At 33.8% G+C, this 26,696-nt stretch carries 26 protein-coding genes; 1 reads left to right on the forward strand and 25 read right to left on the reverse strand.

The annotated features are described in order from the left end of the window. Position 1: 1 nt before the first annotated feature. The 12 genes from BM120_RS04585 to BM120_RS04640 all read right to left on the reverse strand — a co-directional run bounded on the left by BM120_RS04585 (position 2) and on the right by BM120_RS04640 (position 12,457). Positions 2-1,978: a fructose-1,6-bisphosphatase gene (locus BM120_RS04585; protein ID WP_091993660.1), complete on the reverse strand. Its 1,977-nt coding sequence runs from the start codon at positions 1,976-1,978 to the stop codon at positions 2-4. Next, on the reverse strand, positions 1,968-2,969 hold the full coding sequence (gene plsX, locus BM120_RS04590) for a phosphate acyltransferase PlsX (protein ID WP_091993661.1): 1,002 nt from the start codon (positions 2,967-2,969) through the stop codon (positions 1,968-1,970). Before plsX ends, BM120_RS04585 begins: the two co-directional genes overlap by 11 nt. Positions 2,970-3,098: 129 nt before the next feature. Further along, positions 3,099-3,278: a 50S ribosomal protein L32 gene (rpmF, locus tag BM120_RS04595; RefSeq protein WP_091993663.1), complete on the reverse strand. Its 180-nt coding sequence runs from the start codon at positions 3,276-3,278 to the stop codon at positions 3,099-3,101. 17 nt (positions 3,279-3,295) lie between these two features. Further along, entirely contained in the window at positions 3,296-3,814 is a 519-nt protein-coding gene (locus tag BM120_RS04600) for a YceD family protein (protein ID WP_091993664.1), read from the reverse strand. A 150-nt stretch (positions 3,815-3,964) separates the two neighbouring features. After that, complete coding sequence (locus BM120_RS04605) at positions 3,965-5,161, reverse strand: acetate/propionate family kinase (protein ID WP_091993666.1); 1,197 nt, start codon at positions 5,159-5,161, stop codon at positions 3,965-3,967. Between the two features lie 94 nt (positions 5,162-5,255). Continuing rightward, complete coding sequence (locus BM120_RS04610; RefSeq protein ID WP_091993667.1) at positions 5,256-6,515, reverse strand: tRNA(Met) cytidine acetate ligase; 1,260 nt, start codon at positions 6,513-6,515, stop codon at positions 5,256-5,258. 18 nt (positions 6,516-6,533) lie between these two features. Further along, positions 6,534-7,079 carry a permease gene (locus tag BM120_RS04615; RefSeq protein ID WP_091993669.1) on the reverse strand — a complete coding sequence of 182 codons (546 nt, stop codon included), beginning with the start codon at positions 7,077-7,079 and terminating at the stop codon, positions 6,534-6,536. A gap of 37 nt (positions 7,080-7,116) precedes the next feature. After that, positions 7,117-7,602 carry a pantetheine-phosphate adenylyltransferase gene (coaD, locus tag BM120_RS04620; RefSeq protein ID WP_091993670.1) on the reverse strand — a complete coding sequence of 162 codons (486 nt, stop codon included), beginning with the start codon at positions 7,600-7,602 and terminating at the stop codon, positions 7,117-7,119. Continuing rightward, positions 7,595-8,155 (reverse strand): 16S rRNA (guanine(966)-N(2))-methyltransferase RsmD, encoded by a 561-nt coding sequence (gene rsmD / locus BM120_RS04625; protein WP_091993672.1) that lies wholly within the window; start codon positions 8,153-8,155, stop codon positions 7,595-7,597. Before rsmD ends, coaD begins: the two co-directional genes overlap by 8 nt. A 116-nt stretch (positions 8,156-8,271) precedes the next feature. Next, a complete protein-coding gene (gene recG, locus BM120_RS04630; RefSeq protein WP_091993810.1) occupies positions 8,272-10,329 on the reverse strand; it encodes an ATP-dependent DNA helicase RecG in 2,058 nt (685 codons plus the stop codon). A 96-nt stretch (positions 10,330-10,425) separates the two neighbouring features. Then, complete coding sequence (locus tag BM120_RS04635; RefSeq protein WP_091993673.1) at positions 10,426-12,090, reverse strand: DAK2 domain-containing protein; 1,665 nt, start codon at positions 12,088-12,090, stop codon at positions 10,426-10,428. 16 nt (positions 12,091-12,106) lie between these two features. Continuing rightward, positions 12,107-12,457 carry an Asp23/Gls24 family envelope stress response protein gene (locus BM120_RS04640; RefSeq protein WP_091993675.1) on the reverse strand — a complete coding sequence of 117 codons (351 nt, stop codon included), beginning with the start codon at positions 12,455-12,457 and terminating at the stop codon, positions 12,107-12,109. 228 nt (positions 12,458-12,685) lie between these two features. On the opposite strand from BM120_RS04640, the gene rpmB reads away from it, so the two are divergent. Continuing rightward, positions 12,686-12,874, forward strand: a complete 189-nt coding sequence (rpmB, locus tag BM120_RS04645; protein ID WP_091993676.1) for a 50S ribosomal protein L28 — start codon at positions 12,686-12,688, stop codon at positions 12,872-12,874. Positions 12,875-13,031: 157 nt separating this feature from the next. On the opposite strand, the gene BM120_RS04650 is transcribed toward rpmB, so the two are convergent. From BM120_RS04650 to def, 13 genes are all read right to left on the reverse strand, one after another. After that, on the reverse strand, positions 13,032-15,443 hold the full coding sequence (locus BM120_RS04650; RefSeq protein WP_091993678.1) for a sensor histidine kinase: 2,412 nt from the start codon (positions 15,441-15,443) through the stop codon (positions 13,032-13,034). Then, complete coding sequence (locus BM120_RS04655; protein ID WP_091993679.1) at positions 15,415-16,125, reverse strand: response regulator transcription factor; 711 nt, start codon at positions 16,123-16,125, stop codon at positions 15,415-15,417. The genes BM120_RS04650 and BM120_RS04655 overlap by 29 nt, the downstream gene beginning before the upstream one ends. A gap of 13 nt (positions 16,126-16,138) precedes the next feature. Further along, the gene (locus BM120_RS04660; RefSeq protein ID WP_091993811.1) at positions 16,139-16,801 is read right to left on the reverse strand and encodes a thiamine diphosphokinase; all 663 of its coding nucleotides are present in this window, start codon (positions 16,799-16,801) and stop codon (positions 16,139-16,141) included. A 20-nt stretch (positions 16,802-16,821) separates the two neighbouring features. After that, entirely contained in the window at positions 16,822-17,478 is a 657-nt protein-coding gene (rpe, locus tag BM120_RS04665) for a ribulose-phosphate 3-epimerase (RefSeq protein WP_091993681.1), read from the reverse strand. Positions 17,479-17,480: 2 nt separating this feature from the next. Then, complete coding sequence (gene rsgA, locus BM120_RS04670; RefSeq protein ID WP_091993683.1) at positions 17,481-18,419, reverse strand: ribosome small subunit-dependent GTPase A; 939 nt, start codon at positions 18,417-18,419, stop codon at positions 17,481-17,483. An 8-nt stretch (positions 18,420-18,427) separates the two neighbouring features. Then, positions 18,428-19,162, reverse strand: a complete 735-nt coding sequence (gene ymfI / locus BM120_RS04675; RefSeq protein WP_091993685.1) for an elongation factor P 5-aminopentanone reductase — start codon at positions 19,160-19,162, stop codon at positions 18,428-18,430. Positions 19,163-19,342: 180 nt separating this feature from the next. Then, the gene (pknB, locus tag BM120_RS04680; RefSeq protein ID WP_091993686.1) at positions 19,343-21,277 is read right to left on the reverse strand and encodes a Stk1 family PASTA domain-containing Ser/Thr kinase; all 1,935 of its coding nucleotides are present in this window, start codon (positions 21,275-21,277) and stop codon (positions 19,343-19,345) included. A 12-nt stretch (positions 21,278-21,289) separates the two neighbouring features. Further along, positions 21,290-22,042: a Stp1/IreP family PP2C-type Ser/Thr phosphatase gene (locus BM120_RS04685; protein WP_091993688.1), complete on the reverse strand. Its 753-nt coding sequence runs from the start codon at positions 22,040-22,042 to the stop codon at positions 21,290-21,292. An 11-nt stretch (positions 22,043-22,053) separates the two neighbouring features. Next, positions 22,054-23,103 carry a dual-specificity RNA methyltransferase RlmN gene (gene rlmN, locus BM120_RS04690; RefSeq protein ID WP_091993813.1) on the reverse strand — a complete coding sequence of 350 codons (1,050 nt, stop codon included), beginning with the start codon at positions 23,101-23,103 and terminating at the stop codon, positions 22,054-22,056. A gap of 23 nt (positions 23,104-23,126) precedes the next feature. Further along, entirely contained in the window at positions 23,127-24,482 is a 1,356-nt protein-coding gene (gene rsmB / locus BM120_RS04695) for a 16S rRNA (cytosine(967)-C(5))-methyltransferase RsmB (protein WP_091993690.1), read from the reverse strand. 107 nt (positions 24,483-24,589) lie between these two features. Beyond that, on the reverse strand, positions 24,590-25,276 hold the full coding sequence (locus BM120_RS04700) for a zinc metallopeptidase (protein ID WP_091993691.1): 687 nt from the start codon (positions 25,274-25,276) through the stop codon (positions 24,590-24,592). A 12-nt stretch (positions 25,277-25,288) separates the two neighbouring features. Beyond that, the gene (gene fmt, locus BM120_RS04705) at positions 25,289-26,221 is read right to left on the reverse strand and encodes a methionyl-tRNA formyltransferase (RefSeq protein ID WP_091993693.1); all 933 of its coding nucleotides are present in this window, start codon (positions 26,219-26,221) and stop codon (positions 25,289-25,291) included. A 2-nt stretch (positions 26,222-26,223) separates the two neighbouring features. Further along, positions 26,224-26,670: a peptide deformylase gene (def, locus tag BM120_RS04710; protein WP_091993694.1), complete on the reverse strand. Its 447-nt coding sequence runs from the start codon at positions 26,668-26,670 to the stop codon at positions 26,224-26,226. Positions 26,671-26,696 lie beyond the last annotated feature (26 nt).

Raw genomic sequence — 26,696 nt, forward strand, 5'->3', positions numbered from 1 at the left:
ATTATTTTTCTTTGATTAAACCAATTTTATAGGCAGCCAATAATTTTTTCAAATCCTCTACCTTTTCAGCTAATTGCTCACCATCATTGGTGTCTTTTATCATTCTTCTCTCCATCCTGTGCTCAACTAATACGGATGATGATATGATATCTCTTTCATTTTCAACAGCATCTTCTTTTGATGTAAACGGCTCATGTGCTACTAATTGTAATGTTCTAGAATTATATATCAACGTATAACCAGCCATACCGGTTTTACTCTGATATGCTCTAGAAAAGCCTCCATCAATAACAAAGACTTTTCCATTTGCCTTTACAGGCTTTTCTCCTTTTTTGTATTTTACTGGCACATGACCATTTATAATATGATCCTCATCAAAATCCATATCAAATTCATCAAATATTTTTTTCAAAACTTCCATATCTTCCCTCAAATTAAAATACGGATTCTTGTTCTCGATATGTGATTCCTTATCCTCAATAAAATATCTTTCAAAGGTTGTCATATCGTCTTTACCAAATAACGAAGAGCATTTCCCGGTCCATAAATACCAAAATAAATCAATACCGTACCTTCTCTTTTCTATATCATTTTCAAAATATGCTTCTCTGACTAGTGATTCCATTTTATCCAAAAGAGCCTTGCCTCTGTACATCATGCCCTTTAGCTTCATCCCCATAAAGCTACCATCTTCGTTAAGAGGTACTCCACCATGAATCAAAAGGTTTCCATTGTACTTCAAATAAATGCTTCCTTTTGAGAACATAAAGTTTATATGCTTCTGAAGCTTTTCACTTCCTTTAAATGATTTTACAAGCTTTTCCATTATTTCAGCTTCTTCACTTGTCAGCTCATATGGTTTTTCAGGATTGATTGTAGGGAAATTCGAATCCTTTAATGTGTATTGTTTACCCTTAATCGTTATTAATCCTTTTTTATAATCTATTTTGTCCAGCAATAATCTGTGTTCCATTTCATATTCAGGATGGTTTGATATTATCTCTCCCTCTAGTTTAAATTGAATAATACTTATAGCCTTGTGCATTTTGGCAGTCAAAGGCATTTCGTTAATATTAAACTCTTCACTGTCTATTTTTGGCATAAATTCTGTGCAAGGATCAGCTCCATATATTTTCATTGCGAAGGTTGCAAGCGGCAGAAGATTTATTCCATATACATCCTCTATTATATCAAGGTTTGCGTACCTTGAAGAAATTCTTAAGGCGTTCGCAATACAAGTTTTTTCTCCAGCCGCTGCCCCCATCCATAATATATCATGATTTCCCCACTGGATATCCACACAATGATGATTCATCAGCCAATCGACAATCACATCAGGTCTAGGACCTCTATCATATATGTCACCGACAATATGCAATCTGTCAACTACAAGTCTCTGAATTGCTGTAGATATAGAAACAATAAAATCCTCGGCCTGACCAAGGTTTATTATTGTTTCAACTAATGATACATAATACTCCTCCTTGTGCTCGCTTTTTCTATGCTCGTGAAGTAACTCTTCAATAACATAGCTATAATCCTCGGGAAGCAGCTTTCTAACCTTAGATCGAGTATATTTGCTCGAACAGTATTTACACAGCTCAACTAGCCTATAAATACTAATCCTGTAAAAATCCTCCATATTATTCTCATTTTTTTTGACCAATTCCATCTTGTCTTTTGGATAGTATACCAAGGTTGCCAACGCTTTTTTTTCCGAGTCTCTCATAGTATTCGTAAATAGCTCGTCTATTTTTCTTCTAATTACACCCGAGCCATTCTTTAGAACATGAACAAATGACTCATACTCACCATGTATGTCCGATAAAAAATGTTCAGTACCCTTTGGTAAATTTAGAATTGACTCAAGATTTATTATTTCGCTACTTGCTTTTGAGATAGTAGGATACTGATTTGCAAGCAGCTTTAAATATTTTAATTTTGAATTTAGTTCATCTAACGAATAATTATTGTTCATCCAAGCCTCCGAAATTCTTTATCTCTTCCAATACATTTCCATTATAAAACTTTATTCCTTGATTAATTGCATTTTTAATCGCAACAGCATCAGAGCTACCATGAGCTTTGATTACACCACCATCAACTCCTAAAAACGGCGCTCCACCATATGATGAGTAATCCAATAGGTCCTTAAGCTTTTTCAATTCGCCCTTCATCAAAAGAGCGCCAATTTTTGATTTAGTCGATGCAGTCATTACTTCCTTTAGCTTTTTAAATAAAGAAAGAACACTACCCTCCATAGTTTTCACTATAATATTACCTATAAATCCATCACATATTACAATATCACAAACTCCATTAAGGATTTCTCTGGTTTCCATATTTCCAATAAAATTAATTCCATCCATTTCCTTTAATTCTGCAAAAACCTCTTTTACCAGTGCATTACCTTTGCCATCTTCTGTACCGATGTTTCCAAGAGCAACTCTAGGATTATTGATTCCCAATACTTTTTTTGCATAAATATCAGTCATTCTAGCAAAGTCTACCAAATTTTGTTTATTACAATCAACATTAGCTCCAGTATCTGATATCAGCGTAAATCCACCTTCCATAGTCGGCATACCGGCACATATACAAGGTCTACTTATTCCCCTTATACGTTTAATTATAAACACTCCTCCACTTAGTAGTGCACCAGTACTTCCTGCTGAAATAACGACATCTGCCTTTTTATCCTTTACCATTTTTAATGCGACAACCATCGAGCTATCAGTTTTTCTCCTAATCGCTGTAACAGGCTTTTCTTCGTTTGTTATAACCTCCGTAGTATGCACAACTTCTATCCTGCTTTTGTCACAGTCATATTTATTCAATTCATCTTTAATTATCTTTTCATCCCCAGTTATTATTATATCAACACCATATTCGTTAACTGCCATACAGGCTCCTTCTACAACTGAGTATGGAGCATTATCTCCACCCATTCCATCTATAACAATTTTCATATTTGCCTCCAAAACATTTTCTATATCAATTATAACACAAAAAAATACATCAAATCAATTCAATTGAATCAACTCGATGTATTCGTCGTTGGAATAAATTCCATAAATATCATTTTTTCTAAAATCTAATTAGTCAACAGCTATTACTTCTTTTCCGTTATAGCTTCCACAAGTAGGACACACTCTGTGTGCTAACTTTGGTTCGTGACACTGTGGGCATTCAACGAAACCAGCTGGAACCATCTTTGAATTGGATGCTCTTCTCATATTCTTTTTAGATTTAGATGTTCTACGCTTTGGTACTGCCATGAAGACACCTCCTTACTCTATTTTAACAATTCTTTTAATTTAGCAAATCTAGGATCAATGTCATCTGTATCAACTGGAGCATCGCACTTGCATTCCTCAAAATTCAAGTCGACTCCGCACCCTGAACATATACCTTGACAATCTTCGCTACACAAAATTCTCTGAGGCATATTAAAGCTCAATGTAGAATTGATAATCCTCATAAAATCAATTTCAGATCCATCAACCCCGAAAACATCGTAGTCTTCATAATCTCCCTCATCGTATTCTTCTCTCATTAAATAAGCATCAATATTATACTTTATCGGACAAGAAACATCTACCAAGCATCTTGAGCATGAACCTTCAACAGTTAAATCTACAGTAGATTTAACAAAATAGTTTCTGCCAGCTCGTGATATTCTTCCCGAAATATGTATAGGTGATATCAAACTATAATCTACTCCATAGTAATTCAAACTCGATATATTCTCTTCTAAATCAAAGTCAATAAAGTCTTTTTCTTTATTAGAAAGAGCTTCAACCTTTAGTTTCATAATTCTTCACCTCTATAAACATTACTTATCTATTATAACTACTGTAAAACAATTTGTCAAGTATTTTTACTTTATAGCTAAAATTATTCATTATTCTTTTTCAATTTATAACCAAAAATAGCCAACATATTTCACTGCTAGCACAAAAATCTATTTAGATAGCCTTACAGTATCTCTTGCTATCATTAATTCTTCGTTAGTAGGTATCAATAATACCTTGACCTTTGAATCATCAGTAGAAATAACTCTTTCTTTTCCTCTAACGTTATTCTTTTCGGCATCAAGCTTTATTCCAAAGAAATCCATATCCTTACAGATCATTTCTCTCATGCTTATTCCGTTTTCTCCTAGTCCCGCTGTAAATACTATAGCATCAACACCGTTCATCGCTGCCACATATGAGCCTATGTATTTTTTTACTTTATGACAATACGCATCTAATGCTACCTGTGCTTTTTCATCACCATTATTCGCAGCATCTTCTATATCTCTGAAGTCAGAGGATATACCTGTCATTCCATATACACCTGACTGCTTATTCATCAATTTATCTATTCCGTCAGCATCAAGACCTTCTTTTTTCATCACAAATGGTACTATAGCAGGATCTATGTCACCACATCTTGTTCCCATTATCAAGCCTTCAAGAGGAGTAAGACCCATACTTGTATCAACAGCTTTTCCTCCATCTACGGCTGTTAGAGATGCACCATTTCCAAGATGACAAGTAACTATCTTTAGCTCTTCGACTGGCTTTCCTAACATTTCAGCAGCTTTTTGAGAAACATAAAGATGACTTGTTCCATGGAATCCGTATCTTCTTACACCATATTTTGTATATAATTCATGAGGCAATCCATATATAAATGCCTTCTTTGGCATAGATTGATGGAATGCTGTATCAAACACACCTACCTGAGGAACATCTGGCAATATAGATTTACAAGCTTCAACCCCCATCAAGTTAGCAGGATTATGAAGTGGCGCCAATTCCACACATTCATTAATAGCTTCAATCACTTCTTCAGTTAGAAGTGCAGAGGAAGCAAATTTTTCGCCACCATGAACTATTCTGTGACCCACCGCTTCAATTTCACTCATTTCTTTAACTGCACCAACCTCTGGATGGGCGACTGCCTCAAGCACATATTTGATAGCAGCCTTGTGGTCTTTCATTTCAACTTCAACAATATGCTTTCCATCCAGACCAGCTTTCTCATGCTTTAGTACAGAGCCCTCTATTCCTATTCTTTCTACCAAACCTTTGCATAATACAGATTCATTACTCATATCTATCAACTGATATTTAAGAGACGAACTACCGCAGTTTAATACCAAAACTTTCATTTAAACATTTACCTCCAATATAATAAATTAATCCATTTTTAATATATCACTTTTTTATCGAAATGTATATACTAAATTTTAACTTATTTGCTAATTACATCATAGAAATTAAAGTTATAAAATCTATTTTTCCTTTTTTTAGTAGCTTTCTATTGTTTAAAAACGACTTCTGATAATAAAGTTCTGAAGTGGTCAAATCATAATCTAAGAGAAAGCTATACATATCATTGTGCTTAGATTCATACCGAAGAGATTTTGCGATTTGAGTTACAACACTTATATCTGAATTTGATTTAATTCTTGATAATATTTCCGTACCTTTTTTATTGAAGCCTAATACTCTTACAAAGGGTATAGAATTTATTTGTTTACATATTTCTATATGCTTGTCCTCTATTCCTAGAAAAATATTAAATAAAGCCCTTCTTATTCTGTTACGTGTAAGAATTGGAGAACTTAAATTTTCAATTATTTCATTAAAATCAAGGCAAGCTGAGGCTTGCTTGTAAATAGAATTTTCCAATCCATTTCCCACATCGAAAAACCTTGAAAGACATCCTTTATTTCTTATTATTTCTATACATATATCAGAAAAAAAGTCATCATCAAAAAGAAATTTTCTTCCATCAGCCTGATAGCTTCTAATTTCGGACTGAGATGATTTTGGCAAAAAATCCATAATTCCTATAATGTCATTTTTCTTTATATTTTGCCTTATAAAGCTAGCAGAACAAAAATTTCCAAATGCTTCTGTGGAATTATGTGAAGTGCCATATCTCCTAATAGCTACCGGCTCAATAGTAGAGCTCAATAGTAACAGCTCTTTTACATACTCAATCCCTAATATCGTGTTGGATTCTCTAAAAAATCCATCATCTAAATCACAACGACTCTTTCTTGATAAAATATCTCTGATAGCTTTTTCTCGTGCAACAGGAAAAGAGTCTCTATTCCTAATATTACTTGAAATAAGAGCATCTATCTCAGCTTGATCTTCTATCATAATCTCTGCGACATTTTTTATCGATTTTAGGTCTCCATTTTCAGAACCAAAACACAATAAATCCACGCACCCAAGCGAATTCAATAATGTTACTCCACCCTTAGAAAATATTTGAGCCGTCTGGGTGCAATACAATGATGGAATTTCAATCACAAGGTCGACACCACCAGCTATTGCCATCCTTGCCCTAGTAAACTTGTCTACTATCGCAGGTCCGCCCCTCTGAACAAAATTCCCACTCATTGCAACCACTATATGTGAAACATCATAAAGCTTTCTAAAGCATTCAATTTGGTATGCATGACCATTATGGAATGGATTATATTCTGCTATTATTCCACCAATTTTCATGTCCAAATAGCACCATAATTATAATTGAGCTTTGTTGTTTCTTACTTCATCCAACATTTCAGATAAAGTTGCTTCAACAATATTCAACTGATCTATTGAGTACAATTTTGCACCCTCTCTCATATCTCTAGCATATTCAGTTGCCTCTTTAACCAATCTATCAGCCTTCGCTCTTGCTTCTTTTATTATCTTGCTATCAGAAACTAGCTCTTCAGCTCTCAACGTAGCTTCCTTCATCATATTCTCAATCTCAGCCTCTACGTGCTTATTTTTTATTATGATTTCATCATTACATTCTTTTATCTTTTGCTCTCTTTCCTTTTTTGCTTCATCCAAAATAAAATTAGCATCGTTTCTGGCAGATTCTATTATCACATTTTCCTCGTTGATAATTTTTAGAGCTCTTTCCAGCTCGTAAGGAAGCGCCTCTCTAAGCTCAGCAATCAATTCGATAAACTCATCCTTATCAATACCAACCTTTTTCGATAGTGGAAAACCACTTGCTTCATCAAGAATTTCTTCCATATCAGCCAATATTTCTATTACTTTAATATTATCGCTCATTTTTACCTCCGTAATTGTAAATATATTTGGTGTTGCTTTATTTTTTCTTTAACCTCAATTCATCCAATACACACTTTGGAACTAGATTTTCTATATCAGCATCAAAGCTCAATACTTCCTTTATCAGAGATGAACTAATATATGAATATTTTGTACTTGTTGGCAAAATAATAGTCTCAATCTCATTTGCCAGCTCCTTATTCATATGTGCCATCCGAAGCTCATATTCAACGTCAGCAGTCGATCTTATCCCTCTGACTAGTACTGATACATCATTTTTCTTACAATAATCCACCAACAGTCCTTCAAAAGAAATAACCTCTATATTTTCAATATGTTCAGTGGACTTCCTTATCAATTCTATTCTCTCTGATATAGTAAACATGGTTTTCTTATTAGGATTTATTAAAATTCCTATTATGAGCTTGTCAAATAACCTTGAAGCTCTTTCAATAATATCAATATGACCATTTGTTATAGGGTCAAAACTTCCGGCAAAAATTGCTTTAACAGGCTTACTCATATTTTTCCTCCATTTTTAATACAGTCAACATTACCATTCCATACTTTTTTTCTTTATATTTAGAAAGACAATCTAAGTCAGCCAGTTCAATTTCCGAATCATGTTCAACTACAATTATTCCATCATTACCCAGAAGCTCTAACTCCATAATGCTTCTTAAAGCATCATCAAACAGTCCTTTGTAATAAGGCGGATCTACAAAAATCACGTCGAATTTTTTTTTCAGAAGAGACATTCTTTTTAAAGCATCTCTGTAGTCGTCCTTTATTACTACGCTTTTATCTTCAAATTTTGATTTTTTTATATTGTCAGACGTTATTTTTATACTATCTTTGCTTTTATCACAGAAATAGACCTTTTTTGCACCTCTCGACAAACATTCAATTCCGAGTGCACCACTACCTGAAAAAAGATCCAATGCCTCACAATCATAAATATATTCAGAAATCATGTTAAACATAGATTCTTTAACTCTATCAGTAGTAGGTCTTATTTCATTATTGTTCGGTGCAATTAATTTTAACCCTCTTGCACTTCCAGATATCACTCTCATAAAAGTCCTCCATGCATAAGATAACACACAATGACTATTATAGTCAGTATGTTATCTATATTCTAACACATTATATTGATTTTAACTAGTTTCTAAAGCAATATAATTAATAAAAATTAAATCGACATATTATATCCAATATCTCTAAACATATATTCAACCTTATCTCTTACACCTTTATTTTCCTCTGAAGAAAGTGAAGGATCATTTGCATACGTTATTCTAGCCTCTTTTTGAACTAGCTTTAGAATTTTTGAATGCTTGAATAAATTGGCAACCATAAGCTCTGGAAGCCCATGCTGTCTTGTTCCAAAAAAATCTCCAGGACCTCTTATAGATAAATCTTTTTCCGCCAAAGCAAAGCCATCGTTTGAAGATTCCATTGTTTTCATCCTCTCCAAAGCAACCTCGTTGCTCGAATCATAAATAAGCACACAAAACGATTGATCCTTTCCTCTTCCAACTCTACCTCTCAGCTGATGTAGCTGTGCCAATCCAAATCGCTCTGCATTCTCTATTACCATGACTGTGGCATTTGGAACATTTACACCAACCTCAATAACAGTAGTTGAAACAAGAATATCGATATTTCCTCTTTTAAAATTTTCCATTATATCGTCTTTTTCTGAGTTTTTCATCCTTCCATGCAAAAGCCCAACCTTCAAATCAGGAAAATAGTTATAGCTAAGCTCCTCATATACCTTTGTAGCAGAGCTAACATCCAAAACCTCGCTTTCGTCCACAAGAGGACAAACCACATATACTTGATGACCCTTTTTGATTTCTTTTCTAATATTATTTTTGTATAGCTTACCTCTAGCATCTTTTTTAATCGCCAAGGTTTCAATTGTTTTTCTTCCAGGTGGCAATTCGTCAATTACCGAAATATCAAGATCACCATACAAAATTAAAGCGAGAGTTCTTGGAATTGGTGTCGCCGTCATAACCAAAACATCTGGATTTTCTGCTTTTGATGATAATTTTCCTCTCTGCCTTACCCCAAATCTATGCTGTTCATCCGTAATAACTAAGCCCAGACGCTTAAACTTAACCTTATCTTCTATAATCGCATGGGTACCTATCAATATATCTATATCTCCATTTTCCAGAGATTCAAGAATTCTCAAATTATTTTTCTTTGTTGTTGAGCTAGTCAGAAGCTCTATCTTAACGTCACTTCCAACAAAAAATTCGGAAAAAGATTCAAAATGCTGTTTTGCCAATATTTCTGTGGGAGCCATATACGCACCTTGATATCCATTGAATACGCAATTGGCGAGTGATAGCTGTGCCACTACGGTTTTCCCGCTACCAACATCCCCTTGTACAAGTCTATTCATAACCCTATTTGAATTCATATCGTCTAATATTTCGTCAAGTGCCTTTTTCTGTGATCTAGTCAATAAAAATGGCAATTCTCTAATTTTCTTATCAATATTTTCCGAAATATTAAAGCTGATTCCCGACTTTATCTCATTTCCTCCCTTTATGGAAAACAAACCTAGCTGTAAAAAGTACAGTTCCTCAAATATAAGTCTATACATTGCAATTTGAACACTTTGCTTGTCGGCTGGAAAATGCATGCTCTTTATCGCAAAATTGATATCACACAATCTATGCTTGTCGACTAACTCCAATGGTAGATATTCTTTTATTTTTACTTCAGAGGTATCAAATATATTTCTAACTACACCCATTACATCCTTGTTAGTAACACCATTCGTAAGCTTGTATACAGGTACTATCGTTCCCACATTTTTTTCCAGTCGCTCATATTCTATCTCACAATTATGCATTTCCAATCTTCCATGCTCTGTTTTTTTCACTGTACCAAAGGATCTTATTGCATCATTTACTCTATATGTGTTTTTTAAATATGATTTATTAAAGAAAATCAATGAAATTGTTCCTGTTTCATCATCAACAGTAATCTCCGTAATATCAAGTCTATTGATTCTCTTATTGGAAATTTTTCTTATCCTACCTTTAATAGTCACCTTATCGCCATCAATTAGAGTTATAATTTGTTTTTCAATACTTCTGTCCTCAAACTGTCTTGGAAAATAGTATAAAGCATCCCTGATAGTAAAAATTCCCAGCCTCGACATCTTATCTGCTTTTTTTGGTCCAACACCTTTAATATACTGAATTTCTTTGTCCAAAATACTATACATAACTTTCGTACCTTTCATAAAAAGAGGAAGACCATCACAATCTTCCCCTAAATAAACTAGTAAAACGATAATTCTATTTTTGTGACCTAATAATATCTATTCCACAGAAATTAAATAGTAGTATAGTGGTTGACCACCATAATATAGCTCGACATCTACATCTTTATATTCTTCTTGAATTGTTTCAGCCAATAGCCTTGCATCGTCCTCTTCAACATCTTCACCATAATACAGCGTTATGATATCTGAATCTTCATCTGCCATATTTCTCACGACTTCCTTTGTTACCTCGGCAATATCTTTACCTGATGAAATTAAACTTTTTCCAGTTATTCCTATAACATCACCCTCGTTGATCTCTATACCATCCATAATAGTATCTCTAACTGCAAAGGTAATTTCACCCGACTTGATACTGTTTAAAGCTCTATCAAAGTTTTCCATATTGGAATCTGCATCTGAATCAGGATCAAATGATACAAGACAGCAAATTCCCTGAGGAATATTTTTTGTAGGAACGACATAGATATTTTTTTCCGATATTTCTTTTGCCTGGTTTGCAGCCATAATTACGTTTCCATTATTTGGCAAGATAAAAATATTGTCCGCATTAACCATATTTATCGCATTAATAAAATCCTCAGTAGACGGATTCATAGTCTGTCCACCTTCTATAACAATGTCTACACCAAACTCTTCAAAAATTCCAGCAAGACCCTTTCCCATTGTTGTTGTAATAAATCCAAAAGGCTTGCTTTCTTCATTTACAATAACCTTATCCTGACTTGCAAGCTTTGAGTTACCTTTCTGATTGTCATCTGGAATTATCAGATTTTCATGCTGATATCTCATATTTTCTATCTTGATAGTCAACAATTGACCAAACTTCAATGCCTCCTGCAATACGTTTCCTGGTTCATTCGAGTGTACATGCACCTTTATTACTCCATCGTACCCAACAACAACAAGACTATCACCATATTTCAACATGATATCTCTTATTTTTTCTGGATCTGCATTTTCTGATTCTAATATAAATTCTGTACAGTATCCAAATTTAATATCCAATTCATTTTGATTTTCTACATAATCATTAGTAATACTCTGAACAGAATCAATTTTATCCAATTCCTTAAGATTAACTATTTTTCCCTTTAATGCCGAAAGCATGCCTTCATATAGGCAAACCAGCCCTTTTCCCCCTGAATCAACAACACCAGCGTCCTTCAAATTCTTAAGTAATTCTGGTGTTTTTTCAAGAGATTTATTCGATTCAATCAAAACCTTTTCGAAAAATTCAATAAAATTCTTATTCTTTTTTATATTTTTGACAGCAAACTCTCCAGATTCTCTTACAACGGTCAATATTGTACCCTCGATAGGCTTAATTACAGCCTTATATGCCGTATCAGAGCCTGATTTTAATGCTTTGGCGAATTCATCTATGCCAAGTTCTTTTTTTCCCTCAACTGATTTTGAAATACCTCTAATAATCTGAGAAAGAATTACCCCAGAATTACCTCTAGCTCCCATCAAAGACCCCTTAGAAAGAGCCTTGCCTATTTCTGACAGGTCATCACTCTCTACCTTTTTTAGTTCTTTAATAGCAGCGGCTATAGTTAGAGACATATTTGTACCAGTATCACCATCTGGAACTGGAAACACATTCAATTTGTCTATTAATTCCTTGTTGTTTTGCAGATTATTTGCACCAGAAATAAACATATCTCTAAATAATTTGCCATTTATTTTTTCTATCATTTAACTCTCCTCCTGATTACTTTACCCTGATGCCTTGAACACTGACAGTTATTTGGTTTATTTTGATACCAGAGTAGGTTTCAACAGTGTACTTTATTCTTTCTATAATATTATTAGCAACTGTTGTAATGTTTGTTCCATATTGTAAAATCACAAAAATCTCAATATCTATCAAAGCTTCGCTTAGCTCAATGATATTAACACCTTTAGTTGCATTTTCTCCCTTTAATAACTCAACGATTCCTTTTGACTTTGATGAAAAACCAACTAATCCATAGCTTTCCATCGCAGCTTGATAAGTAAGTTGAGCTAGAACGTGCTTATTTATTTCTATTTTTCCTAATTTATTAACCAAAACTGACCCCATATTCTACCTCCAATATATTATAAATATAGATTAGCATGCACTTCTTGCATTACACTTATCCAAAAATTTTCTATGTAAATTATTACACATAATAGTATACCTTATATTATACAAAAAAAAACACTTAATTGCAATTAATTGCTTTTTTTTGCTTGATTTTTTCTTACTACTATGATATCATTAAATATGTTTTTAGGCTTAATATTTTATTATTAAGGAGGTGGCATGATGTCAAGAGTATGTAGCGTGTGCGGAAAAGGTAAAGTATCTGGAAATCAAGTATCTCACTCAAACAAGCATAATAAGAGAACTTGGTCAGCAAACTTGAAAAACGTTAAAGTCGTAGAAAATGGAACACCAAAGAGAGTTTCAGTTTGTACTAGATGCTTACGTTCTGGTAAAGTTGAAAGAGCATAAATAGAGATACATTATGATATATATCCTATTGCAAGATAAATAAAAAAGGACTGTTTCACAGTCCTTTTTTATTTAATTCTCAATCAATATCTCATTTTCACTATATTATACTCAATAGATATTGACTTATTAAACTTGTCACAAATCTCTATTTTCATTATCGAGAATTGATATTCTCTTTCGATATATTTTTCCTACTAGAAATTATTTCCCTATTTTTATAGAAAATAATCTCAGATTTAAATAAATCTCCGTCAAGATGTATATTCAGCTCTCCACCCTGTATCTCAACGTACCCCTTTGCAATGGACAATCCTAGACCTGATCCCTCAGTATTTCTTGATTTATCACCACGTCTAAACCTTTCAAGTATATCCTGTGCATCATAGTCTATTTCAGTTTCAGAAATATTCTTAAAAGTTATAACTACACGTTCTTCTTCGTTTTTGATATCCACATATGCCCTTGAATATTTTGCCGAGTATTTTGCGATATTTACAAGAAGATTTTCAAATATTCTATAGGTTTTTTCACCATCTAGCTTTAAAATTATCTTTTCTTCGGGGAATGAAGTCTTCAAAGCTATTCCTCTAGTTGAAAATCTATCACTAACCTCAAAAATACTTTGTTTCATTAGGTTTACTATTTCAACTTCATCTATATTCACCTTCAAATTACCAGACTGTGCCTTCGTAATCTCAAACATATCGTCTATAAGTATTTTTAATCTTTCAGATTTTCTACTAATAGTATCAATATATTTTTTTGCGTTTTCTGACGTTTCCGTATTTTTCAAAAGCTCAATATATGTAATTATAGAAGTTAAAGGTGTCTTTAAATCATGTGAAACATTTGAAATTAAGTCACTTTTCATCTTTTGACTTTTCACTTCTTCTTCAATGGATTTTTTATACGCTTGTTGAATACTAAACAGCTGTCTTTGTATTTCCTCGTAAATACCCACATCAACCTTCATAATATCCTGATCAAGATTTCCACTAGCGATATCCTTTGTCAGCCCTAAAAGTCCCTCATAGTCTTTTTTACCATTGTCGATTTCTTTTTTTACAATTTTCGTAAAAATCAAAAGTACCATAATATATACTATCATCAAAAAGAACCATAATAACGTATACGTAACATCAGCCCAAAGTAATATTACTGTACCAAAAAATACCAAAATAAACCCACTAATAAATAATCGGTTGTATCTCAACGACAAATCAACGCTGATAAATCTATAAAATATTGAAGAAATACCTCTTATTATCATTCTTGAAATCCAAAGAAGAATGCTTCTCTTTCTTAAATATCCAGTTATTCCATTTTTAATTACCATCTTTATCAAACATGCAATCAAGTAAATAGAAAAGAATGATAACATCCAATATGCAATATTTATTATATTTACCAACTGCTTGGCTACAACAAGTGGAATATCATTTGACAACAATGATTTCAGCACATTTCCAGTAATTGTTTCTCTTACCATCATTATCGCAACGTAATTACTCAATAGAGATGAATGAAGATAATACAATGCAATCACAAAAACTTCCAAAGGTAGCTTCTTTAGTTTTTCCAATCCCATAAATAATTTTAGTGTTCTAATAGGTATTAATAGTGTTATTACAACGATAATTGCCAGTATACTTCGTCCCAAAATCTCTATACCTTTATATGAACTTCGCTCTTTTCTATGAACGTATTCACTTACTGTATCATGACTAGAATAAAAGTTTGTATTCACACTATTTGGAATCGCATAAACATATCTCATATTTTTAATTGGCTCAACTCTGTAGTTTGAAAAAGAAAAATCAGCTACATCTGAAATATTGTATACCTCATTTAGTTTTTTATTTGCATCTAACTCCAAGAAATAATTATCAAAAACCTCTTTTTGCAAGCCATAACTATAGGAAATATCACATTTACCATTAGAGTCGAAATCTATAATTATGTAAGTCATGAATTTCCTTTTTATTTTTTTCTGAAGATTGATATAATCCTTGTAAATTTCAGAATTTTTATCTATTTTTGTAGCATCATTATTCAATTTTTCAAGTTCACTCTGATAGTCATCAAAGGTTTTCATATCATCCTTAAACAAATAGTTGGTGTACTTAAAGCCAGTCTTTTTATTTATAGCGAAGTATTTTAGCTTACCTTCTGAGTTATTAATAAAATCTCCGAGCTCCTTGAAGGATTCATCAAAATTATATTTTATATCATCGGAATCTAACTCACTTGAGTAATAATCTATATCTAAATTATTGATCATCCCCTGAATATTCTTTTTAGTTAAAAACAAATCAACAGGTCTTATTAGCTGATTTTTTTCTTGCTGATAAATCTTATAATAAAGATAATAGTTCGTATAAAATAGATCTGAGGCAAACTGCCTATTTTGAAATGGATTTTGTTTGTTTTCTTGAACTCGTAAGTCTACAGAATGGTATCTATATATCATTATCAAAGAAAGGATAAAAGTAATCAATAAAACTAATGAAGTATATATCTTTTTCTTTTTACCGAGATCATATCTTGTCAATTTTATATCCAACACCCCACACCACCTTTAAATACTTGGGATTTTTTGAATCAATTTCAATCTTTTCTCGTATGTTTCTAATATGAACCATCACTGTTTCAGTATTCACAGCGTTCTCATTCCATACATTTTCGTATATTTCATCCAAAGAAAATACTCTTCCCGGACTTTTCATGAGAAGATTTAATATCTTAAACTCTATTGGAGTTACCTTTACTTGGCAACCATCCACACTTACCACCTTTGTTTTTTCATTTAATTCCAGTCCACCGATAACATAAAACCCCTCATCCTCATTTGATTCGTTATCATTTCCTATATTTATATATTTTGTATATCTTCTAATCTGAGAATTTACTCTAGCAAGTAGTTCAAGTGGTTTAAATGGTTTATTAACATAATCATCCGCACCAATATTTAACCCTAAAATCTTGTCGGAGTCTTCGGATTTTGCAGAAAGAATTATTACTGGGAAATTATGCTTCTGTCTAAGTCTAATTATCATCGTTTCGCCATCCATTTCAGGCATCATCAGATCGATAATAGCTAGATGTATAGTTTCCTTATCTATGATATCCAAGCCTTCCAGTCCATTTGACGCTTTAAGAACACGATAACCTTGATTCGTTAAGTAAATTTCTATCGCATCGGAGATTTCATTCTCATCCTCAACAACTAGTATATTGTATTTCTCCATGTTTACCCCTCTCTTATTTATCAAATTTATTTTTTATTACAATTAAACACCCATCTCTAACATCAATATAGCAAAGAGTGTCGGTCATTACATTTGAAATACCTCTTGGAACCGAATAACTCATATCAAACTCCTCAAGAGTGTATTCCAAATTTCTTAAGGTTACTCCGTTTGCATCACCCTTTAAAGGAATAATGGAAATTATATCTCCGACACAACCCTCGATAACCAATTCGTCATTTTCTACGGTATAAATTTCCGTTTTTTTCGATACAATTCTACCAAACACTTCCTTTTTCATTATATAATACAAAAGAAAAACATTCGCTAGCTCATGATCAATTCTTCCTCCTAAGGCTCCAAGTATATCCACACAAACACAGCCATCCTCTATCGCCTTTACAACAGCCAACTCCGTATCAGTCTCGTTTTTTTTCGATGGATATTTTAATACCTCCACACCTTTTTCATTGTAATATTCATAAACAAAATCCTCAATCGAGTCCAAATCTCCAACGATATAATCTGGCACAACTCCAATTTTGTAAAGGTGATTTGCACCGCCATCTACGGCTATTATTTTGCCATATTCTTGTAACTCGATAAATTTTTTCATCTCTTCATAATCGCCTATTTCTCCATTCAAAACAATACAAGCTGTTTTTGAATTTATCAAACATCCGTACACTACAACGCCTACTTTCCTTTTACAGCATTTCTCAGATTCATCACAGCCAAATCAATATCTTCACTATTAAATATCGCTGACCCCGCAACTAAAACATCTGCTCCAGCATCCACTAAGGCTTTAATATTCTGAGAATTAACGCCTCCGTCAACCTCTATCTCGATATCTAGCCCACGCTCATCAATCATCCTTTTTAACGCTTTTATCTTTTCCAAAACCTCTGGAATGAACTTTTGTCCACCAAAGCCAGGATTTACCGACATTAAAAGCACCATATCCACATCTGGTAAAATATGCTTTATTGTTTCGATAGGCGTGGCTGGATTTAAGACCACTCCAGCTTTCACATTATATGCTTTAATATTTTGTATTGTTCTGTGAAGATGAGTGCAGGCTTCTTGATGTACAGTAATTATATCACAGCCAGCATCAACTAGATCAGGTATAAACTTATCTGGATCAGTTATCATCAAATGTGCATCAAAAACCATTTCAATATCTTTTCTCAAGCTCTTTATTATAGGTGCCCCAAAAGTAATATTAGGAACAAAATGTCCATCCATCACATCCAGATGTAAATATTCACATCCAGCATTTTCAACTTTCTTACAACTGCTTAGCAAATTTGCAAAATCTGCTGATAAAACCGATGGTGCTAATTTCATTTTTACCTCCCATTTTTCCTATTTTTTGATTTTACATAAATTCCATCTTTTTCTCTGTTTTTTCTTCCAAAAGAATTATTTGAGCTTATTTCATCTAATATCTGAAGATAGCTTTCGTACCTTCTTTTAGAAATTTTGTTATCTTCAACTGCTTCTTTCACAACGCAATCGGGTTCATTCTTGTGAATACACTTATTACCAAATCTACACTCACTCAAGGCAGAAAACTCAATAAAGTAATGCTTTAACTCATCTGCCTCAATATCGTTAATTTCAAATGAACTAAAACCAGGAGTATCGGCAAAAATAGTATCCTCATCAACCTTGAAAAGCTGTGCATGTCTAGTAGTATGCTTTCCTCTTCCCAGCTTATGAGATATTTCAGAGGTTTCCAAGCTCAATTCCGGAACAATACTATTGATAATGCTCGATTTTCCCACTCCCGATTGACCAGCAAAAACAGACGTGCAGCCCTTCATCTCCAGCTTAACCTTATCCATATTTTGTCCAGTAATTGTGCTTACCGGTATGACTTTATATCCGACTTTTGAATATTCATCAGCTATAATCATTGTTTTTTCTAACCTTTCATCTAAATCCATTTTTGAAAGTAGAATAACTATATCCAAGCCCACCTTTTCAGAAAACACAATAAATCTATCCAACAACGATAGATTAGGATTTGGCTCTTTAACAGCAAAGGTTATAAATACCTTATCTATATTTGCTACTGGAGGTCTTACCAATTCCGTCTTTCTAGGCATTACCTCTTCTATTATACCACAATTTAAATCAGTTGTTGAAATAATAACGTTATCTCCTATAATCGGAGTAATATTTTTCTTTCTCAATATTCCTCTCGCCTTACACTCTATTATACCATTATCAGATTCAACATAGAAAAAACCACTTATGGCTTTAATTATTTTTCCTTTTATCATATATTCTCCTAAATTACGAAGCCACCATTCACACCAAAAACCTGCCCTGTAATAAAATCAGCTTTTCCCGACAATAAAAATGACACAAGTGATGCTATGTCTTCTGGTTTACCCAGTCTCATCAAAGGTGTTTCGTCTTTCAAATTTTTCAAATCCTCGCTTGAATATCCAGACATCATATCTGTCATTATCACTCCTGGTGCAATGGCATTTACATTTATGCCAGATGGACCGACCTCCTTAGCCAGAGCTCTTGTAAGTCCAATTATCCCAGCCTTTGATGCAGAATAAACTGTTTCATATGAGCCGCCTGTCACACCCCACATTGATGTGATATTGATAATACTACCAGAATGATTTGAAATCATAGTCTTTAAAGCTTCCTTGCTGCATAGAAAAACCGATTTTAAATTGACATCAATAACGTTGTCCCACTCGTCTTCGCTAATATCTGTCAAAAGCCCCTCGCAGCTTATTCCAGCATTATTTATCAAACAGTCTACCGTTCCGAACTTTTTGAAACAATAGTCAAACATTTTTTTTACATCAAATGAATTAGAGACATCGGCACAGAATACATCCACATTACACCCCTTGATATTCAAGCTTTGCATAAGCTCAACAGCTCTGTCTTTAGACCTGTTGTAATTTATTAATACTCTGTAGCCCTTGGTTGCTAGCTCAATAGAGATAGCCTCGCCAATGCCTCTTGCTCCACCTGTCACAATAACAACTTTACTCATTATTTTTCCTTTACATATGAATTTATTTACATTTAACTTTGTTTAGATTTCACTTTAAAACAAAAGAGCTATCATAATAGATAACTCTTTTTAGTTTTAAATTAAATTTTTCTCACAGTTTCTTATAAGTAGTCCTTAAGGCTGATAAACTCACAATCATGACTACTATCTCCTTCTATATTACTCTGATTGTATTTCTGCGTCATCAGAAATTCCAGAGCCTGAATTACCACTGGAGGATCCGTGTCCAGAACCTGTACCGTTCGAATCAGTCGTTCCGCCAGAGCTTGAAGAATCGCCACTTGATCCATTTGAGCCAGATCCCATTCCACTTGAGGTTCCACCGCTTCTTGAAGTACCACCACTTCTTGAAGTACCACTGTTTCCATTACTTCTAGGGCCTGAAGACCCGTTGTTGATTATTCCAGGGTTAATATCAGTATTCGCATCGTTGCTATCATCTATTATACTCGGAGCTTGAGTACTAGCTTCCTTTCCTTTGCTTACGACTAAAGAAACCTTTTGTCCTTCATCACTTGAGCCACCAAGCAAACTCTGTTCCAGCACTGTGCCTTCCTTTGCACTGTTGTACTGATACTTGACATTTCCTAGCAATAATCCATTGTCATTTAGCAGCTTTTCTGCATCTGAAAGCTTCATTCCAACTACATTAGGAACTGGAACCTTCGTATTACCTCTACTGATAATGACAGATATTGAATCACCCTTTTTCAATTTACTACCGGCAATAGGAGTCTGTGTTATTATCCTTCCCGCAGAAACCTGACTGCTAAATTCTTCAGATTTCAATTCTATATTCAACCCAAGATCCCTTACCTCGTTTTGAGCTTCCTCTATTGTCATGCTCTGCACATCAGGAACAACTACTTCTTCTTCGCTATTCCTGCTGATAAAAGATCCCAAACCAAAATATTTAACACCGATATATCCATATCCAATCAAGATAAGTATTAAAATCACAGCTAAAATTTTCAATCTTCTTCTTGTTTTTGGAGATTCCTTCTTAATACTTTTCTTTTTTTCTTTTTTCAATTCTTTCCTAGATTTTCTGGAGTTATCTTCATCATAATATTCTTCATCATCATAATACTCCTCGTCATCATCATAGTATTCATCCTCATCATCATAATATTCGTCTTCATCGTCGTAATACTCTTCATCGTCGGATTTCTTTTTAAACGGAATAGGAGTTCTACCCTTGAATATACTATAATCTCGTCTAGTTATATCCTCTGTTGCAAAGTTATCATAATCTTTCATATATGGAAGATCGATATTCTTTTCTACAAACTCTATATCTTCTATCAGCTCTTCAGCAGTTTCATATCTGTTAACCGGTTCTTTCTGAGTCAGCTTGCTAATGATAGTTCTAATCGAATTTGGAATAATTCTTTTTTCCTCATCAGAAAAGCTAATATTTTCGTTGATGTGCTTTAGGGCAATTGAAATAGGGCTATCTCCGCTGAATGGAACTTTCCCCAATATCATTTCATAAAGAACTATACCCAAAGAGTAAAGATCTGCATTGCTAGTCAGATGCTTCCCCTTCGCTTGCTCAGGTGAGATATAATGAACTGAACCGATTACACTCCCCATGTTCGTCATAGTTGAACTGCTTACTGCCTTTGCGATTCCAAAGTCAGCCACCTTAACTTGTCTACCATCTTTTGAAATCAGGATATTATGAGGCTTGATATCTCTGTGAATAATACCACTTCTATGAGCGGCTCCCAAAGCATTCGCTATCTGCTTCGTAATATCCAAAGCAGTATACTCCTCCAAAGATCCCTCTTTTTGTATTATTTCCTTTAGGTTTTGTCCATCGACATATTCCATTACAATGTAATGAACTTTTCCATCTTCACCTACATCATAAACATTCACTATGTTCGGATGAGAAAGACTGGCTACGGCCTCTGCCTCTCTTTTAAACTTCACCAAAAATTCTTGATCGTCAACAAATTCTGGTCTCAAAACCTTTACTGCTACTATTCTATTTAATAATCTATCCCTAGCTTGATAAACAAAGGCCATGCCTCCATCACCAATTTTTCTAAGGATCTCGTATCTATTTCCTAAGACTGTCGCTCCCATAATAACACCACCTTAAACCATAACTATTATTACTGTAACATTATCTTTGCCCGAAGTGTCATTTGCAAGCTCTACCAATTTATTCGCCATTTCATCAGCACGCAACTGAGTCTTTAAAACAGCTTCAATTGTATTGCCTTCGACTGGACCTGTCAATCCATCAGTTGCAAGAAGTATTATATCACCCTCATTTAGATCAACCTCAAAAATATCCACAATTACCACTGGTTCAGTACCAACAGCTCTAGTTATTTTATTTCTATCTGGATGAACTCTCGCTTCTTCTTCAGTAATTATTTTAGCCTTCACATATTCTTCCACGACAGAGTGGTCAGAAGTAATTCGTTCAAGACTGCCTTCTTTTCTATATACATAGCATCTGCTATCACCTACATTTGCAACATATGCTTTATTTTCATAAACAAAAGCCATTGTCAGAGTTGTACCCATCCCATCAAAGCTAATATCTGCTTTCGATTTTTCATATATCATTGTATTTACAGTATTGTAGGCCTGCTTTATTATATCGTCTATATATTCAACTTTTATTGCCTCATTTTGAATTATGCTATCGTTAAAAATTTCAATAATATTTTCGACAGCAAGCTGACTGGCGACTTCACCTTTTTTATGGCCACCCATTCCATCGGCAATTGCAAAAATTCCAACCTCTTTTTTTTCACCGATTTCAATTATTTCTCCCTTGCAATAGTCTTCATTATTTTTTCTGACTATTCCAATATGAGAAGTACACACAAAATCCATACTATTCCTCCTTAAACCGTGCCATCAGTATTTTTAAACTTTCTCCTTAGTTGTCCGCAAGCACCACTAATATCAGCTCCCATGGAATTTCTAATAGTCACAGGTATATTGTTTTTATCTAAATAATATTTAAATTTATTAATATGCTCTTTACTTGGTTTTTCAAAAGCTCTTTCATCCACAGGATTGATAGGAATTAGATTTACATGACATAGCATTCCTCTCAACAATTTTACAATCTCACTGGCCTCATTTTCAGAATCATTTACTCCATTGATTAGAGAATACTCAAGGGTTATTCGCCTTCCAGTTTTTTCAATAAAGTATCTACAAGATTTTAAAATATCCCGAATTGAAAATTTATTTGCCACAGGCATAATTTTTTTTCTTTCTTCATCAAATGGAGAATGAAATGAAATAGCCAAATTAATCGGTAATTGCAAATCTGCCAAATCATATATTTTATCTACCACACCACAGGTTGATAGTGTAATATGTCTATATCCAATGTTGAGACCATTTTCTTCATTAACCAATTTCAAAAACTGCACTGAGCTTTCATAGTTATCCAACGGTTCGCCACTTCCCATCATTACCACATTCGATACTCTCATCCCCAGATCTTCTTGCACCTTTAATATCTGATCCAGTATTTCCCATGGCTCCAGATTTCTATATAGCCCATCAATCGTGGACGCACAAAACCTACACCCCATCCTGCAACCAACTTGATTGGACACACAAACGGTAACTCTACTATCATAAATCATGGCAACAGTCTCAATAATGCTTCCATCATTTAACAAAAATAGATATTTTTTTGTATTGTCAAACCTTGATTCCAATATCAATTCTATGTCTATATTACCAATTATCGAGAACTCAGACAGCTTTGCTCTTATACTTTTGGGAATATTATTCATTTCGTCAAAATCTCTTATTCCTCTGTATATCCAAGAGAAAATTTGCCCACCTCGGAATTTTTTTTCGCCAATACTAACCAAAAAATCCTTCATTTCATTTTCAGTTAGGTTTTTAAGCACAACCTTCTCATTATACATTATACCATACCTCAATATAATTTTTAAACTTTTTTCAATTTGCAAATAAAGAAACCATCCATATTATCTTTACTGGGCATAATCTTTAAATATCCTTTGCGTCTTCTTTCTTCATCAAATAGCTTTGTCATAGGGGCACCACAGATATTTTCGAATACGAAACCTTGATTTTCATTCAAAAACCTTCTCACTACATCAATATTTTCCGAATCAAATATGGTACAAGTAGAATACACTATCAAGCCACCTTTTTTCAAGTATTTCGCCGCATTATTCAATATTTTTAATTGCAATATCGGCAATCCGACTACATCATTTTCTTTTTTGTATTTTATTTCAGGTTTTCGTCTCACTATTCCTATGCCAGAGCAAGGTACATCACATAATACATAGTCAAACTTGCCTTCATATTCAGGGTTGAACTCGGATGCATCTCCCAAAGAAATTTCGACATTATTTATTCCCAATCTCTCACAATATGACTTCACAAGCTTAATTTTATGCTCGAATACATCATGTGACACTATTTTTCCAGTATTGTTCATTATCTCTGCCAAATGAGTTGACTTTCCACCTGGAGCTGAACATAAATCTAATACCATTGAATTTTCCGATGGATTAAGAATATTTCCCACCAGCATTGAACTTTTATCTTGTATACTTATATAGCCTTTTCTAAACAACTCATTTTTTTCGATTCTTTTAAAAGAATCAACCTCGATTGCCTCAATTATACCTTCAACTTTTCTCCCAACAATACCATCCTTTGACAGTCCTTCTAAAACAAAATCCACATAGTCGTCAAATGATGGAAATTCACTAGATTTTAACCTATTTATACGAAGATAAATTTTCGGCTTTTCAGACAACGAAATTAGTATACCTCTTGTTTTTTCAATACCATTTTCTTTGACCAATCTTTCAACTATCCATTTTTCAAATGAGTATCTAGTAGCCAAGCCTTCTATTGAATTTTCATCATGCTCAAATACGTCATCAATATTCCTGGAAATATTTCTAAGAACAGCATTTACAAAATTCGACGACCCTTTGTCTATTTTTTTCATCATAGAAACAGCTTCATTTATGGCTGCGTAGTCTTTTACACCATCTAGAAAAATAAGCTGGTATGCACCCATTCTAAGTGAAATTTTTACAGAATATTGCATTTTTTTAACCTTTATCTTGGAGTGTCTATTTATTATTCCATCCAAAAAAATCTTATTTTCCAAAACACCATAAACCAGTTCCGTTGCAAAGCCTCTTTGCAAATCATTCAAATCACTCCCTTTTAAGTAATAGTCCAAAGAGATATTGGAGTATTTTTTATTTTTTTCTATATCAAAAAGCACCTTATAAGCAATATTTCTTGCCGACACCTATTTCACCTCAACTCTTTTCTATTTTTACTGTTCAAAAATAAATGGCTATCCTACACAAATATAAGAAAATAGCCATTTATAACTAATCCATGCTTATCAATTACTTAATCTCTATCTCTGGCGATCAAAATAAGTCTAACCAATTGTAATATTGAAGCCAAAGCCGCTGCTACATAGGTTAAAGCCGCCGCATTCAATACTCTTCTTCCATCTCTCTTTTCTTCTGGACCCAAGATTCCCAAAGCTTCAAGTTGATTTAATGCACGACTAGATGCGTTAAACTCAACAGGTAAAGTCACAATTTGGAATAATACAGTTGCAGAAAACAACAGGATTCCTAGCCAAAGAAAATTCTTGCTAACCATAAATCCCATCAATATAATTATCCATGATGCAGATGAAGCAAAATTCACCATTGGAACCAAAGTACTTCTAAAATTCATCGGCGCATAGGCTTCTTTATCTTGAATTGCATGACCACATTCATGAGCTGCTACTGAAACAGCAGTTATAGAAGTTCCGTAATATACTTCCTCGGAAAGACTAACTGTTTTGCCTCTTGGATCATAATGGTCTGATAAATTTCCCTTTACCGGATACACCAAAACATTTGATAATCCATTATGATCAAGTATTCTTCTTGCTACCTCTTGACCAGTAATTCCTTTCATAGCCCTTACCTGAAAATATTTTTTAGTGGTTGAATTAACCTTAAATGAAGCATATAAAGACAATAATATTGCAGGAATCAATATTATCATCGAACTATCATAATAAAACATCGGATACATCAAATCACCTTCCTATTTCAATATTAAACCTAATTCTATATCATTTCCCTTAATATATTCTGAAACTGCCATTCTTTTCTTATTTGGCATTTGTATTTCCTGTATCAATAGCTTACCTATTCCACAAAGAACTACTATCCCATTCTTATCTGCATCAGTAATTTTACCAATTTCATTGTTTTGACCAGAATCCGAAAAAACACAGGTCTTCCATATTTTCATCTTATTTTCGCCATACTCACACCACGCCCCCGGCCAAGGGTTAATTCCTCTAACTAAATTATGAATCTCCCTAGCAGACCTCGAAAAATCCACATGAGCCATCTCCTTGTTTAATGTGGGTGCATACGTTGATTTTGAATTATCTTGCTTTGTTCTTGAAAAATCTGATTTTGAGATTTTTTTGATGGTGCTACTTAATATCTCTGCGCCTTCTACCATCATCCAGTCATGAAGCTCGCCAGCTGTTATTTCATCGTTCAATTCAAATTCTCTTGCTTCAATAATATCTCCAGTATCAAGTCCAGTATCCATAAGCATCGTCGTAATACCAGTCTTTTGTAGACCATTAATTATCGCCCAATTAATAGGTGCAGCCCCTCTTAATTCAGGAAGCAACGATACATGTACATTTATACAACCAAGCTTCGGTATTTCCAATAAATCTTTTTTCAAAATCTGACCATATGCCAAAACAACTACTAAATCTGGATTTATTTCACGTATTTTATCTATAAATTCAGGTTTTGAAGCCTTTTCAGGCTGAAGCACACAAATATTATGTTTAAGGGCAAGCTCCTTTACTGGAGACATCGCAATTTTCTTTCCTCTTCCCTTTGGTTTGTCTGGCTGCGTAACTACCGCTGCTACCTCATATCCATCATCAATTAATCTCTGAAGTGAATCAACGGCAATTTGCGGTGTCCCCATAAATACTATCTTCATAGCTATTCTCCCCTAACTACTTTTTCTACAAAAAGTATTCCATCTAGATGATCTATCTCATGACAAAATGCCCTAGCTAAAAATGCTTTACCTTCAACAAATATCTCATTTCCATTTCTATCCTGAGCCTTAACCTTTACATAATTTGGACGCGTCACCTCATCCACATACTTATCAACACTCAGACACCCTTCCACATCAGTTTGCGTTCCTGAGCTTTCTATAATTTCTGGATTTATCAATTCAATCAATCCATCTCCAATATCCACAATAACAGCCCTCCTGAGAATACCTACCTGTGGTGCAGCCAATCCAACTCCATCGTGCAAATACATCGTATCTGCCATATCATCTAGCAAAGTATGCAGCCTTTCATTAAATTCCACAACTTTTTTTGATTTTTTATTCAATACGGGATCTCCCATTTTTAACACATTTCTTATAGCCATTTTATCCTCCTTAAAATCACATCCAT

This window comes from Peptostreptococcus sp. D1 (genome assembly GCF_900112955.1).
Taxonomy (GTDB): domain Bacteria; phylum Bacillota; class Clostridia; order Peptostreptococcales; family Peptostreptococcaceae; genus Peptostreptococcus.

Bases quoted from the DNA above. Each gene is read 5' to 3' on its own strand.
- coaD (WP_091993670.1), bottom strand. From the start codon at position 7,602: ATGAGTAAGCCTGTTAAAGCAATTTTTGCCGGAAGTTTTGACCCTATA.
- BM120_RS04635 (WP_091993673.1), bottom strand. From the start codon at position 12,090: ATGATAGAAAAAATAAATGGCAAATTATTTAGAGATATGTTTATTTCT.
- ymfI (WP_091993685.1), bottom strand. From the start codon at position 19,162: ATGAGTAAAGTTGTTATTGTGACAGGTGGAGCAAGAGGCATTGGCGAG.
- recG (WP_091993810.1), bottom strand. From the start codon at position 10,329: ATGTATAGTATTTTGGACAAAGAAATTCAGTATATTAAAGGTGTTGGA.
- rsmD (WP_091993672.1), bottom strand. From the start codon at position 8,155: ATGAGAGTGATATCTGGAAGTGCAAGAGGGTTAAAATTAATTGCACCG.
- plsX (WP_091993661.1), bottom strand. From the start codon at position 2,969: ATGAAAATTGTTATAGATGGAATGGGTGGAGATAATGCTCCATACTCA.
- pknB (WP_091993686.1), bottom strand. From the start codon at position 21,277: ATGGGAGCGACAGTCTTAGGAAATAGATACGAGATCCTTAGAAAAATT.
- BM120_RS04655 (WP_091993679.1), bottom strand. From the start codon at position 16,125: ATGGAGAAATACAATATACTAGTTGTTGAGGATGAGAATGAAATCTCC.
- BM120_RS04610 (WP_091993667.1), bottom strand. From the start codon at position 6,515: ATGAAAATTGGTGGAATAATAGCAGAATATAATCCATTCCATAATGGT.
- rpmF (WP_091993663.1), bottom strand. From the start codon at position 3,278: ATGGCAGTACCAAAGCGTAGAACATCTAAATCTAAAAAGAATATGAGA.
- fmt (WP_091993693.1), bottom strand. From the start codon at position 26,221: ATGAAGATAGTATTTATGGGGACACCGCAAATTGCCGTTGATTCACTT.
- BM120_RS04685 (WP_091993688.1), bottom strand. From the start codon at position 22,042: ATGGATTTTGTGTGTACTTCTCATATTGGAATAGTCAGAAAAAATAAT.
- rlmN (WP_091993813.1), bottom strand. From the start codon at position 23,103: ATGTATAATGAGAAGGTTGTGCTTAAAAACCTAACTGAAAATGAAATG.
- rpe (WP_091993681.1), bottom strand. From the start codon at position 17,478: ATGAAATTAGCACCATCGGTTTTATCAGCAGATTTTGCAAATTTGCTA.
- rsgA (WP_091993683.1), bottom strand. From the start codon at position 18,419: ATGATAAAAGGAAAAATAATTAAAGCCATAAGTGGTTTTTTCTATGTT.
- BM120_RS04640 (WP_091993675.1), bottom strand. From the start codon at position 12,457: ATGGGGTCAGTTTTGGTTAATAAATTAGGAAAAATAGAAATAAATAAG.
- BM120_RS04700 (WP_091993691.1), bottom strand. From the start codon at position 25,276: ATGTATCCGATGTTTTATTATGATAGTTCGATGATAATATTGATTCCT.
- BM120_RS04605 (WP_091993666.1), bottom strand. From the start codon at position 5,161: ATGAAAGTTTTGGTATTAAACTGCGGTAGTTCGTCTCTTAAATATCAG.
- rpmB (WP_091993676.1), top strand. From the start codon at position 12,686: ATGTCAAGAGTATGTAGCGTGTGCGGAAAAGGTAAAGTATCTGGAAAT.
- BM120_RS04600 (WP_091993664.1), bottom strand. From the start codon at position 3,814: ATGAAACTAAAGGTTGAAGCTCTTTCTAATAAAGAAAAAGACTTTATT.
- BM120_RS04585 (WP_091993660.1), bottom strand. From the start codon at position 1,978: ATGAACAATAATTATTCGTTAGATGAACTAAATTCAAAATTAAAATAT.
- def (WP_091993694.1), bottom strand. From the start codon at position 26,670: ATGGCTATAAGAAATGTGTTAAAAATGGGAGATCCCGTATTGAATAAA.
- BM120_RS04615 (WP_091993669.1), bottom strand. From the start codon at position 7,079: ATGAGCGATAATATTAAAGTAATAGAAATATTGGCTGATATGGAAGAA.